Here is a 12,483-nt window from a genome sequence, read left to right on the forward strand (position 1 = left end):
ACATTTAATTATATTAAAATGCTATAGAAAGTTAAAAAAGAGCTACAAGAGAAAAATAAAATAATGGGCTTCCAAGAAAGAAAAAACAGAACTTTGTGACACCGATATATTGCTTTCAATTTTGAGTATAAAGATAAATAAAAGTTAATTGACATACATGCTGTACGCATGTTACTATAAAAATAAACTTTATAGGAGTAAAACATTATGAAACATAAAGAACATTATGATGACCACTATGTTTTAGAAATTTCTGAAAAACTATCCTCCGTAATGCCAAGTTTTAACTCAAAAGCATTTTCTGGTGACTTAATCGGTCAACTTGATGACAAGGAATTATTTGCACGATTTGATTGTATAGTAGACTCAATGCAAAAAAATATGGGGACTGATTATTCGAATAGTATTCATGCTTTTTACAACATGTTAGGGCCAGAGTTAACTAAACCAGAAGGAATGTTTAGCTTTGGCTGGTGGTTGTGGCCTATTGGCAGATATGTCGAACGTTATGGAAATGAAAATTGGAAAATATCTTTATCATTTTTGAAAGAATTGACAAAACGGTTTACAGGTGAGTATGCTATTCGCTCCTTGCTGAAAGAACATCCAAGAGAAGTGATGGACGAGTTGATTGTATGGACACATGATGATAATGTGCATGTGCGTAGATTGGCAAGTGAAGGTGTTAGGATTCGTTTGCCATGGTCAGAAAAATTGCTTGTAGCATTAGAAGAGTTTGAACGATATGTAGAAATTCTTACCAACCTTAAAGATGACCCAGAAAAATTTGTTCAAAAGAGTGTTGGTAACAATTTGAATGACTTGTATAAGGAATCGCCAGAGAAAGCAGAATACATTATCGAACAGTGGCGAAAATCATCTTCAAGTGACATGCAAGAATGGATTATCAAGCATGGTATGAGAAATCAAAAATAGAGAGGTGTTTTTAGTATAGTGCAAGACCCTAAAGGTGTGATGATTGATATTATTGAATCAATACAGGTCAGCGAAAAATTTCGAGATAATTATAAAGTGGGAGAGACATTATCATGAAAAATGAAGAAGCTACACAAAAGACAACATCTGCTTTGTTGAAAATAGCAAGAAAGCATTTTACAAAGCTTGGATACTTTGATGTATCACTAGAAAAAATTGCAGAAGAAAGTAATGTAACAAGAGGAGCCATATACCACCATTTCAAGAATAAAAAAGGGCTTTTTCTTGCTGTGCTGGATAATGTCCAAAAAGATGTTGCTAAACAAATAGAGAGAGAAGCACTTAAAAGTGATGATCTTTGGCAACAATTAATATTGGGATGTCTGGGTTTTATAAAAGGTGCCAATGCAAAAGAATGTAGGAGGATATTGCTGGTAGATGCTCCAGTGGTAGTTGGTTGGGATGCGTGGAGAAAAGCTGACCAAGAAAATTCAATGAATGTTTTACAAGAACATATTGATGACTTAAATGAACAAGGCTATTTAGAAAGAGATGTTGATACAAAATTAATGACATATTGTATTTCTGGGGCATTAAATGAATTAGCCTTAAATTATTCATCAAATGAAGAAGTAGAAATTAATAATGAAATAAGCTTCACTATATCTCACATGGTTAGTGGATTTAGAAAAAAATAAATAAAAATAACTTCGAGCCATTTGGCTCGAAGTTACTCGAAAATAGTATTTAAAGAATTACAATACGTTTTTGATGGTGTGTTAAAAATTTTTTGATAGTTTCTTATAATTAGACGTAATACACTTACTATCCTAATTTTTACATAATATTAACTATCGAATCAATGCAAGATAGCCTAGTGGCAGATACATACATAATAGTGATAATCTTTGCCACAATCCCTCCAAAGATACAATCGTATTTTTATAACTCTGTTTATCTGCCATAATAAATAGTGTAAAGAATATGACTGCGAAAATAAAACAACAAATCGAAAAAATAGCAAATCCCATTCTTTCACTTTTAAAGGCATAAATACCTATCAAAAGTGGGGCAATAGTCAAGGTCACAAATCCAATAACAGAACCAAAGCCATGTATCTTTTCTGAAATAGTATTGAGGCTTTTTACTTCTCCAACAGAAAATAAACCAGAAAGAATACAACCACCAACAGCATATGTAATTATCACAATAAATAATACTATCGAAATTATACTTGAAGATTTTGAAACAATCATATAAATTTTAAAATTACTTACCAAAAGGGTAATACCACAAACAACCAACCATATATTATAAACAGTATGTAATGGTGCATTATTATTTCCTAAGACACTCATAACCTGTGTTAAATGATTATATCCCTTATAGGTTGGTGCTATAATGAATGGAATAGCTAAATCAAGTAATAAAGCAATTGGTAAGAATATCAGTAAACTATTTTTCATCATCTATTGCACCACTTAATCCACCAATCCCTTTTAAAATTTTGACAGCTAATTCTTTCATCACATCAGCTTTTACAATAGCTATTCCTTTAATTATAGATTTTGCAATCTTTCTAGTTGAAAAAGCACCTTCAATTACAATAGAATAATAAGACTCTAAGGCTAAATCATTTTTGTTTTCTATAGTTCTAAATATCTTATTTGATGTTAATTTATCTGTTTCATTTATTAAATTTAATATGTTTTCAGTTTCATGATAGTATAGTTCTTTATTATCAAAACTATTTAGAGTAAGTAAAATTTTATTTCCAATAGAGTATTTGTTATTGTATTCTTCTATTGTCAGTCTAATCACCACCTTAGATTATCTATTAATATTAGCGAAAAGTATTATTTTTTATTTTGTTTTTACATATTTATTCCTCGATTTCAAAAATTAAATCAATTTTTCTTGTGAAGCCATGGGCATTTATTTCTATGGGAATAAATCCAATATAACGATAACCTTTTTTTGCATATTCTTCGATAATTGTGCGATGTTCTTTCATTACACCAGTGACAAGAAATTGAGATTCATAGCTTAAAGTAACATATTCATACTTTTTCATTTTTATTATCTCCTTGAGTTAAATTTATATTTATATATATCATACATTTAGTTTCAAACAAAAGCAATAAAATGGTCAACTGACTACTTGATAACACTTTCGCAATAAGTATTTATATAACTCTTGAATAGAGCAAGTTTAATTTGCAAAATATAAGTCTAAACATATAAACTTAATGACAAAGGAGACAAATTATGAGTCATAAGAACATCGCAATTGTAACTGGTGCGAATAGTGGTTTTGGCAAAGAGTTTCTTAAATTATTAGTGAATGAAGAGGAAATAACAGAAATATGGGCAATTGCAAGAAACAAAGAGCGATTAAATCAATTAATAGATGAATTTGGAAGTAAGGTAAAAATTTTTTCAAAAGATTTATCTAAACTAGAAGAAGTGAAAAAAATTGGTACATTTTTAAATAAAGAAGACATATGCATAAAATACCTTGTAAATAATGCAGGTTTTGCAAAATTCTGTTCATACAATGATTTGAGCATAGATGAATCTGTTAATATGATTGATTTAAACATTACAGCTGTTGTGGCAATGGGTCTTATATGTATCCCATATATGAAAAAGGGTAGTCATATCATAAATGTTTCTTCTCAAGCATCATTTCAACCATTACCATATCAAAACATTTATAGTTCAACTAAAGCATTTGTAAGAAATTATACAAGGGCATTGAATGTTGAACTTAAAGATAAAGGAATAAATGCAATTGCTGTATGTCCAGGGTGGATGAGTACCAATCTATTTGAAAGAGGGATAGTTAAAGCTAAAAAAGGGACAAAAAAATTCTCAGGTATAGTAACACCAGATGTTGTTGCTGTAAAAGCTTTGAAGGATACAAAGAAAAATAAAGATATTTCTGTATATGGTATCAATACAAAGTCCAGCCATTTACTAGCAAAACTATTGCCACAAAAGATGGTGATGAAGGTTTGGTTAAAACAACAGCATATCAAGGAATAAGAAGCTTGTTTTTTGTTAATTATATATTTTTGTTAAAATTAAAAGACTATCTAGCTCTATTTAGCTTAAAAAAGAGTAGAGTACAAAGCGATTGTTTGTACCTTACTCTTTAAAATATTGTCCAATTATATAAGCTAAAGTTATATTTTTTTAACTGGAAAGCATACCTCTGTTACCCAATTATCAGGATTATTATCATTACCAGGTCCTATATGATAAATATTAAACATAGAGCCATCCATCTCATAATTATTGTCTGATATCCAATTACCAATAGCCTCAGAAGTATCTATAAGTTGATTGAAGTTTCCTTTGACTATGGCAGTTGCCGCAGTCACGCTTGGTACAGTCTTAAATCTAACATGCTCAGTGTCTTTATACTTTCCAGATACAGCAACTTGTACTTCAACATCGACATAATCTTCCTGATATCCTGTATCATAAAAGACAGCTCTAGAATGATTAGGAGATTCAATTTGAATATTTTGCTCTTTTGTCTCTGAGAATGATTGATGCCATAAGAGTCCTTCATCTTTGTAAGCTGATATGATTTTTCTAAGTGTCATCATATATTTTGGTGGAAAATTCTTTATAGTTACATCATAACTGTTCATATTATCATTTCCTTCAATTCTTTTAATAGTAGTTTCTATTTTAAGTATCTTTTTCTGTATATCTTCTAATTGTTCTTTCACTTGTGAGTGATGGATATTTAGATATTTTATTAGGCTTTTTTTATCGTTGTATTCTGTTAAAATTTCTTTTATAGAATACAAGCTAAAACCCATATCTTTTAGTGCGTGGATTCTATTTGCAGTTGAAAGCTGGTCTGCACTATAGTATCTATATCCATTAGCTTTATTTGTATGACTTGGTGTCAAAAGTCCAATTTCATCATAATGACGTAGCATACGAATACTAATTTTACTTAGTTTTGAGAAGTCTCCTATCTTAAACATGTCTAAGCCTCCTTTTATAAAGGTGTTTTTGTCTTACTATTAATATAAACCATGTCATAATGTTAGAGTCAACTAAAATCATGTTGACATATCTTAAAAAATACTATACTGAACATGTTCAGAATTAAAAATGATACATGTATTGGAGGTATATGCTGGAGGCTGTTATGAAAAGTAATGATAAAGATGCAAGAGAACGCATAATTGAAGTTACATTGAATATTTTGGATGAGGTAGATGATATTGAGAAGGTTACAGTTTGACAAATTGTTGAGCGTGCAAATGTCGGGGTTGGTCTAATAAATTATCATTTTAAAACTAAGGACAATTTTACAGGTGTATTTTTAGTGATTTCAATAGTTCTTTTAATTATGTATGCAAAAAAATAATAGTATCATTAAAAATAAATAATACAATCAATCATTATTAATAGATAAAACGTCAGAAATTCTAAAGACTAGAGCTTTTAGAATTTCTGATGCTTTATTAGCGTATTTTATTAAACAGTAATTATGTTGTTAGTATTAATTATTAAATAGTAATTGTGTATTTAGTATTAATGAGTATCAAAATTAGTATTATATTTAGTATTGTAAATTTAGTACCATAGATTAAGACGCATTTTTTAGTTCAAGTGGATTATCTATGCCAAAATAATCATATAAAGCAGAACTTATTTCTTCTAAATTTCCATTTTGGAATGGTAATTGTAAATTTACCTTTTCTACTACATCTTTAAATCCAGAATCTGTATTTTGATTTAAAAAATCCATGTACACATCAACCGCTTTTCTATAATCATCTTGTGACAATTGCCATATCTGAAGTGATATATCAGATGCAAGACCATAGCTCAGGTAGTAAAATGGAACTTGGAAGTTGTGAGATACAAGTATCCAAAAAGGAGCATTCCTTTCTTTAAGTACATTGCTAGAGACTCCATATTCTTCTTCTAAGTCAAAAAATAATTTATTTATATCATTTAAGCTCATGTATGGGTTTTTGTATATAATCTCTTGAAATTCATCATAAAGGCAAGCATCAATAATAGTGTTTAGAACAATTGATAAGTGTTCTTTTTTTATAGCCTCAGATTTTTTACCAAAAAAATCATCAAAATACTTGTAAAATAAAATTTCTAAAGATGTTGAATGAACTTCGCATATATCTATACTTGGCTGTATCTTGTTGTTAAGGTTAATACTGTTGTAGTAATTATAAAAATGACCAAACTCATGAGCAAAACTAGTGACACCTAAAAAAGAATTGTCCCATGTATTAAATAAAAAAGGTGCTTTATACTTAGTTATATAAGTAGTGTATCCTCCAGGAGATTTATTCTTTCCAGAAGAATAATCATACAAGTCATATTTTTTCATATAGCTGAAACCATCTTTTAATTTTGGTGATATATCTTCAAGTACCTTGTCAAATTTCCTAAATGAACGATTTTTATATACTTTAGTGTAGATAGAAGGATCAGAAGGTCTTGATGAAATCTCTCTATATAATGGAACTATGTACTCTTTTACATCTTTTCTGAAATTTTTCGCTTCTTCCTGAGAATAATCTTTATTTAAGTTCATATAAGCATAATCTATATAATTTTTAAATCCTAGTTTACTTGCTATTTCAGTTCTTGTCTGGATAAGTTCTAAATAAATATTGCCAAATATAGGGTTGTATTTTTTTAAGTAATCTGAATAAATCTTTACATATTCTTCTGGGTTAAGGTTTGGTGTTGATAAGGCTTCTTCAAAATCTGTCTCTATACCATCTATTGGTACTGTTGACTTAGATAGCAAGTCTTCATATTTTACAACTAGGTCTTGTTCTTTTTTAAGCAGATTTTCAACTTCTTTAGAATTAAGTTTTCCAATATTTTTTAGATAATTGAACGTATCTTTCCCAAGTTCTTTTTCTAGTTCTTTAGAAAACTTAGAAGTTACAAATATATCTTGAAAATCTTTGTACGCCATGTCAACATCTACTGATTTACTCATAAGATATTTATATTCTTTAGAGTAAAATTCATCGGATGAGTCTATATTATTTCTGATTTTTGCTATAGTAAGTGTACTGTAAAAATCCTGATAAATCTTATCAACATCGTTAAATAAATTTAATTGTTCTTTAGCAGTTTTAGCTGTTAAAAGTTTGTCGTTATATGTGTTAATATTTTCGCAAATTGATTTTATATCTGGACGCTTATATTCCATTTTTTCAAAGGGAATAGTTCCTCTAACTGAATCTTTTTTTGAGTTATTAGTATAATTTCTTATGTATGATGCAAATATAATAAAAACTGCAATTAAAATTAGAGAAACAAGTATTTTTTTCTTGGATTTAACCATAAAAATCCTCCAATCATGGATATAGTTATTAATTATTTTACTATATTAAATATAAAAAATGCATGTTAAGAAAATTTAACATAAAAATATATACAAGATTATAGATAATATAAAAAATTTAACTTCAAAAAAGTATATGAAATTTACACTGATAAAATGATAAATAAATTTTAAGTACAAAAAAGTAAAAGCTATGATAGTTTTAGACCTCTTACATGTAAAAAATATAGATGTTTTTGGTATAATTTAAATTAAAAGATATATATAAAAATTTGCAATATTCTAAACGGGAATTATAAAAATTCATATCATTGTCTTTATACAATATTTATACTATAATAGAATAATAATTTAGAGGAAAGCTCTAAAAATAAACAAATTAAGGGTCTTAACAGTAGTGATTTTATGTTAAGGAGGTATAAAGAAAGTTGAAAACAATAGTTAGAAGACTTATTCTCTACGCAGATGGAATGCGACCTACTCAAATAATGGTATCTGGGTTTGCTGCTATTATTGTAATTGGAGCATTGTTGTTGACACTCCCGATAGCGTCACAGAGTAGAGAAAGTATAGGGTTATTGAATGCTCTATTTACGGCTACCTCAGCGGTTTGTGTCACTGGTCTAGTTATGGTAGATACAGCAACTTATTGGAGTTTATTTGGACAGATAGTTATAATAACATTGATACAAATTGGTGGACTTGGATTTATGACCGTAGCCACAATGTTTTCACTTATGGCACGAAAAAAAATACAATTAAGAGAAAGGTTATTAATACAAGAATCGTTAAATCAAGCTGATTTGTCGGGTCTTGTAAAACTTACAAGATTTGTATTAATAATAACTATAACAATAGAAGGAATAGGAGCATTGATTTTGTCAACTGTCTTTATTCCGCAATTTGGTTTATCTAGAGGTATATGGTATAGTGTATTTCACGCAATATCAGCGTTTTGTAATGCCGGATTTGATTTGATGGGAAGTGTAAGCGGACCATTTACATCGCTAAATTCTTATGTAAATAACTTTACAGTATCAATGACTATTTCTTCACTTATAGTGCTTGGAGGGCTAGGATTCCCAGTTGTACTTGATATTGTAAGAAAAAGAAGATTATCAAAATTAAATGTGCATTCTAAAGTTGTCTTATTTTCAACTGCGACACTTATTATAGTCGGTGCATTATTTATTTTTCTTATAGAATTTAATCAAAAAGCTACTATGGCGGACTTGCCTTTAAAAGGAAAAGTATTGTCAGCAATATTTCAATCAGTAACGGCAAGAACCGCTGGTTTTAATACACTTGATTTAGCTACTTTACAAGAAAGTAGTATATTTATAATGATAATTTTGATGTTTATTGGAGCATCACCTGCATCTACTGGTGGAGGTATAAAAACTACGACACTGGCTGTTTTAATAATTACTGTTAGAAGCTTTATATCAGGAAAATCAGATATAGAAGCTTTTGAAAGAAGATTAGCTCCAGCAACTATAAAAAAATCGCTAGGTATATTTGTAATTAGTATATCAGCAGTTATTTTTGGAACTTTGATTATTTCAATAACTCAGCCTAATTTTACACTAGTTCAATCTGCATTTGAGGTTACATCAGCACTTGCTACAGTTGGTTCAAGTTTAGCTGGAAGTCCAAACCTAAATGCTTTAGGAAAGATAATAATTATAATCTTTATGTTTATGGGTAGAGTTGGTTCTCTTACTTTATTTATGGCTATACTTTCTGGAGGTAGAAGAAAGAGTCAACCAGTTAGATATGCAGAAGGCAAGATTATGGTTGGTTAAGATATAAATTAGTAGTATAAATTTATTAATGATGTATAGAAACTAGTACTACAAATTTATTAATAAAGTAGATGAACTTAGGTATAATCATATGAACAAATAAATTTGATTAATAAATAAAATATAAATAAAAATGGTAAGTAAAAATTAAACTAATCTATGTATATATATAAATCGTATATTATATATAAAATTTATATGTATAAAAATTAATTTAAAAGATATTATACAAATCGTGTATTAGGGAGGAAGTTTCGAGATGAAGCAATATATAGTCATTGGGTGTGGGAGATTTGGAAGTTCCGTTGCATCTACTATGCATCTTTTAGGACATCAAGTAATGGCAATAGACAAAAATGAAGATTCAGTTCAAAGTGTATCTGACAAGGTAACTCACTCACTTATAGTAGATGTTACTGATGAACAAGCATTAAGATCATTAGGTTTAGGTAACTTTGATGTGGCAGTAGTTGCAATAGGTTCTGATATAAGAGCATCTATAATGGCGACTCTTATAGCTAAAGAAATGGGTGTAGAGTTGATAATATGTAAGGCAAAGGATGAACTACAAGCTAAAGTACTTTATAAAATTGGTGCAGACAGAGTTGTATTCCCAGAAAGAGATATGGGAGTAAGAGTTGCACACAATTTAGTTTCTGATAACATATTAGACCATATAGAGCTTGACCCAGAGTATTCAATTGTTGAAATCGTAACTCCAAATATTTGGGTTGGAAAGACTCTAGTAGAGCTTGAATTAAGAGCTAGATATGAGATAACTGTACTTGCTATAAAGACAGGTAAAAATATAAATGTTACACCTTCTCCAGACGAGGAACTTACAGCTGGAAGTATTCTAGTTATAATTGGTCAAAATACTAGTATAACAGCCATAACATCTGGAGATAAGGGGATAATTAGAAGAAGATAATTTATTATTTAATATATATTTAATTGCAATAAAAGTAGATAGTATCATATAATTATGAATAGTTATATGATACTATTTTTATTTAATCAAAAGTAGGATTTAGATAAATATGATTTTAATTAAAAGTAAGGTAAGGAGGTTATGCTAAGATAATTTTAGCATTTAGATAAAATGATTACGAATATAAGCAGTAAGGATAATGAAAAATTAAAGTATACAAAAGCACTATTGAAGTCAAAAAATAGGAATAAAGAATTAAAGTTCATAATAGAAGGCTATAGAATAGTAGTACTTGCACTTGAATGTAGTGCAAATCTTGATTATGTGTTTATCAATGAGGACTTTGAAAATAAGAAGGAACATGTGGAACTATTAGAAGCTTTAGATAAAAAAAACACAAAGATATATAAGACTACTAACAAAAACTTTAAAGAACTTGTAGATACAGAAAATACTCAAGGTATAATAGGTGTAGTTTCATTTAAGGAAAAAAATTTAAAAGAAAATATAAATGACAAAGATAAATTCGTATTGATTTTGGACAGAATACAGGACCCAGGAAATATGGGAACTATAATAAGAACTGCTGATTCTGCTGGAGTAGATGCCATAATAGCACTAAAGGGATGCGTCGATATATATAATCCAAAAGTAATTAGGTCGACTATGGGTTCTATTTTTGACATGAATATAATTAATGCTTCTCAAGATGATACTGTGGACATGCTTAAATCATTGGATTTTAATATAGTTTCAAGCTATCTAAACACAGATAATTTTTATGACAAAATAGATTATGGCTCAAAAGTTGCTTTGGTGATAGGAAATGAAGCTAATGGAATAAATGAAGAACTTGTATCAAAGTCTGATATTTTGGTTAAGATACCTATATATGGTAAAGCTGAGTCATTAAATGCTGCAATAAGCTCTGCTATACTGATGTATGAAATAAAAAAATACTTGATTTAATGTATTGTAATAAATATAATGTCATGTTATAATCTTGAATTAAATAGTAGCATATCAAAAACAGTCAATATATTTAAAAAAATAATTGAATTAATTATGTATTAGATGTATATTAAAAATAGTCACATAATTTGAATGGAAATGATATAATACTAAAATAAACAATATAATATTGTAGATGCAATGAAAGAGGAAAGTATTTTGATTAAACTTAGTAAAGAGATAAACACCTAGGCTGGGAGTGTTTTCTAAGAGGTCAGGAGAAGTTCCCTCTGGAGTAACAGAGCTGAAATTTGATAGTAGGCTTTGACGTGAAAAACGCGTTAAGTTTGTTAGAGGTGGTTTGATGATTTTTTAATTGTTAAACTACTAGGGTGGTACCGCGAAACTATAGCCTTTCGTCCCTAGACAGGGATTGAGGGGCTTTTTTTATACAAAAAAACGAAAGGGTGATATGTGTGCAAGAAAAATTACTTGCTTTACGTGAAGCAGCTTTAGCTGAAATAAAAGAGGCACAAAGCATAGAAAGTGTAGAAAGTTTAAGAGTTAAGTACTTAGGAAAAAAAGGTGAGATAACTGCCATACTTAAAGAGATGGGAAAATTATCTGCAGAGGAAAGACCAGTAGTTGGTAAGGTTGCTAATGATGTAAGAGAGAATATTGAACTTAGCATAAATTCTAAGAAAGAAGAATTAAATGCTATTGAAAAAGAAAGAAAATTAAAAGAAGAAGTAATAGATGTTACTCAACCAGGAAAAATTCTAAAGGTTGGAAAGAGACATCCAATAACTCAAATCATAGATGAAGTAACAGATATATTTATTGGAATGGGATTCTCTGTGGCAGAAGGTCCAGAAGTTGAGACTGTTGATAATAACTTTGATGCTTTAAATGCTCCTAAAGACCATCCTTCAAGAGATATGAGTGATACATTCTATATGAATGATGGTGTATTACTTAGAACTCAAACATCTCCAGTTCAAGTAAGAACTATGAGAAGCCAAGAGTTACCGATAAAAGTAATTGCACCAGGTAGATGTTTTAGGTCAGATTCGCCAGATGCAACACATTCACCAATGTTCCATCAGATAGAAGGGCTTGTTGTTGGTAAAGATGTTACTATGGCAGAATTTAAAGGAACTATGGATATCTTCGTTGAAAAATTGTTTGGTTCTGATATCAAAACGAAGTTTAGACCTCACAACTTCCCATTTACAGAGCCAAGTGCAGAAGTTGATGTTACTTGTTTCAAATGTGGTGGTAAAGGTTGCCCAATGTGTAAATATGAAGGTTGGATAGAAATATTAGGTTCAGGTATGGTTCATCCAAACGTTCTTAGAAATTGTGGAATAGACCCAGAGGTTTACAGTGGATTTGCATTTGGGGTTGGGGTTGAAAGACTTGCAATGCTTAAATATGAAATAGACGATATTAGATTATTATTCGAAAATGATATGAGATTCTTAAATCAATTTTAATTA

At 29.4% G+C, this 12,483-nt stretch carries 12 protein-coding genes and 1 other annotated feature; of the genes, 7 read left to right on the top strand and 5 right to left on the bottom strand.

Annotation, left to right across the window (positions count from 1 at the left end; translation table 11 throughout):
* Positions 1-207: 207 nt before the first annotated feature.
* Entirely contained in the window at positions 208-936 is a 729-nt protein-coding gene (locus ACTG48_RS04025) for a DNA alkylation repair protein (RefSeq protein WP_021383472.1), read from the top strand.
* A 113-nt stretch (positions 937-1,049) separates the two neighbouring features.
* The gene (locus ACTG48_RS04030; protein WP_021383481.1) at positions 1,050-1,634 is read left to right on the top strand and encodes a TetR/AcrR family transcriptional regulator; all 585 of its coding nucleotides are present in this window, start codon (positions 1,050-1,052) and stop codon (positions 1,632-1,634) included.
* Between the two features lie 153 nt (positions 1,635-1,787).
* Here the strand turns inward: ACTG48_RS04030 and ACTG48_RS04035 are convergent, their stop codons facing one another.
* From ACTG48_RS04035 to ACTG48_RS04045, 3 genes are all read right to left on the bottom strand, one after another.
* Positions 1,788-2,402: a DUF998 domain-containing protein gene (locus tag ACTG48_RS04035; RefSeq protein WP_202594853.1), complete on the bottom strand. Its 615-nt coding sequence runs from the start codon at positions 2,400-2,402 to the stop codon at positions 1,788-1,790.
* On the bottom strand, positions 2,392-2,757 hold the full coding sequence (locus tag ACTG48_RS04040; protein WP_479918208.1) for a hypothetical protein: 366 nt from the start codon (positions 2,755-2,757) through the stop codon (positions 2,392-2,394). Before ACTG48_RS04040 ends, ACTG48_RS04035 begins: the two co-directional genes overlap by 11 nt.
* Before the next feature lie 61 nt (positions 2,758-2,818).
* Complete coding sequence (locus tag ACTG48_RS04045) at positions 2,819-3,010, bottom strand: DUF4177 domain-containing protein (RefSeq protein WP_479918209.1); 192 nt, start codon at positions 3,008-3,010, stop codon at positions 2,819-2,821.
* A gap of 194 nt (positions 3,011-3,204) precedes the next feature.
* On the opposite strand from ACTG48_RS04045, the gene ACTG48_RS04050 reads away from it, so the two are divergent.
* A complete protein-coding gene (locus ACTG48_RS04050) occupies positions 3,205-3,984 on the top strand; it encodes an SDR family NAD(P)-dependent oxidoreductase (RefSeq protein WP_021383520.1) in 780 nt (259 codons plus the stop codon).
* A 140-nt stretch (positions 3,985-4,124) separates the two neighbouring features.
* Here the strand turns inward: ACTG48_RS04050 and ACTG48_RS04055 are convergent, their stop codons facing one another.
* A complete protein-coding gene (locus tag ACTG48_RS04055) occupies positions 4,125-4,943 on the bottom strand; it encodes a MerR family transcriptional regulator (protein WP_021383525.1) in 819 nt (272 codons plus the stop codon).
* Between the two features lie 611 nt (positions 4,944-5,554).
* Positions 5,555-7,297: a gluzincin family metallopeptidase gene (locus ACTG48_RS04060; protein WP_479918210.1), complete on the bottom strand. Its 1,743-nt coding sequence runs from the start codon at positions 7,295-7,297 to the stop codon at positions 5,555-5,557.
* A gap of 428 nt (positions 7,298-7,725) precedes the next feature.
* On the opposite strand from ACTG48_RS04060, the gene ACTG48_RS04065 reads away from it, so the two are divergent.
* From ACTG48_RS04065 to pheS, 4 genes are all read left to right on the top strand, one after another.
* Positions 7,726-9,102, top strand: coding sequence for a TrkH family potassium uptake protein (locus tag ACTG48_RS04065; RefSeq protein ID WP_479918211.1), 1,377 nt, complete (start codon positions 7,726-7,728; stop codon positions 9,100-9,102).
* 259 nt (positions 9,103-9,361) lie between these two features.
* Entirely contained in the window at positions 9,362-10,033 is a 672-nt protein-coding gene (locus ACTG48_RS04070; RefSeq protein ID WP_021383523.1) for a potassium channel family protein, read from the top strand.
* Between the two features lie 171 nt (positions 10,034-10,204).
* Positions 10,205-11,002, top strand: coding sequence for a TrmH family RNA methyltransferase (locus tag ACTG48_RS04075; RefSeq protein ID WP_021383494.1), 798 nt, complete (start codon positions 10,205-10,207; stop codon positions 11,000-11,002).
* Between the two features lie 174 nt (positions 11,003-11,176).
* Positions 11,177-11,411 (top strand) — a binding site (T-box leader).
* A gap of 49 nt (positions 11,412-11,460) precedes the next feature.
* Entirely contained in the window at positions 11,461-12,480 is a 1,020-nt protein-coding gene (gene pheS, locus ACTG48_RS04080; protein ID WP_021383457.1) for a phenylalanine--tRNA ligase subunit alpha, read from the top strand.
* The last annotated feature ends 3 nt before the right edge of the window (positions 12,481-12,483 follow it).

This window comes from Clostridioides sp. LIBA-6822 (assembly GCF_056688955.1).

Bases quoted from the DNA above. Each gene is read 5' to 3' on its own strand.
- ACTG48_RS04025 (WP_021383472.1), top strand. From the start codon at position 208: ATGAAACATAAAGAACATTATGATGACCACTATGTTTTAGAAATTTCT.
- ACTG48_RS04030 (WP_021383481.1), top strand. From the start codon at position 1,050: ATGAAAAATGAAGAAGCTACACAAAAGACAACATCTGCTTTGTTGAAA.
- ACTG48_RS04035 (WP_202594853.1), bottom strand. From the start codon at position 2,402: ATGAAAAATAGTTTACTGATATTCTTACCAATTGCTTTATTACTTGAT.
- ACTG48_RS04045 (WP_479918209.1), bottom strand. From the start codon at position 3,010: ATGAAAAAGTATGAATATGTTACTTTAAGCTATGAATCTCAATTTCTT.
- ACTG48_RS04050 (WP_021383520.1), top strand. From the start codon at position 3,205: ATGAGTCATAAGAACATCGCAATTGTAACTGGTGCGAATAGTGGTTTT.
- ACTG48_RS04055 (WP_021383525.1), bottom strand. From the start codon at position 4,943: ATGTTTAAGATAGGAGACTTCTCAAAACTAAGTAAAATTAGTATTCGT.
- ACTG48_RS04060 (WP_479918210.1), bottom strand. From the start codon at position 7,297: ATGGTTAAATCCAAGAAAAAAATACTTGTTTCTCTAATTTTAATTGCA.
- ACTG48_RS04070 (WP_021383523.1), top strand. From the start codon at position 9,362: ATGAAGCAATATATAGTCATTGGGTGTGGGAGATTTGGAAGTTCCGTT.
- ACTG48_RS04075 (WP_021383494.1), top strand. From the start codon at position 10,205: ATGATTACGAATATAAGCAGTAAGGATAATGAAAAATTAAAGTATACA.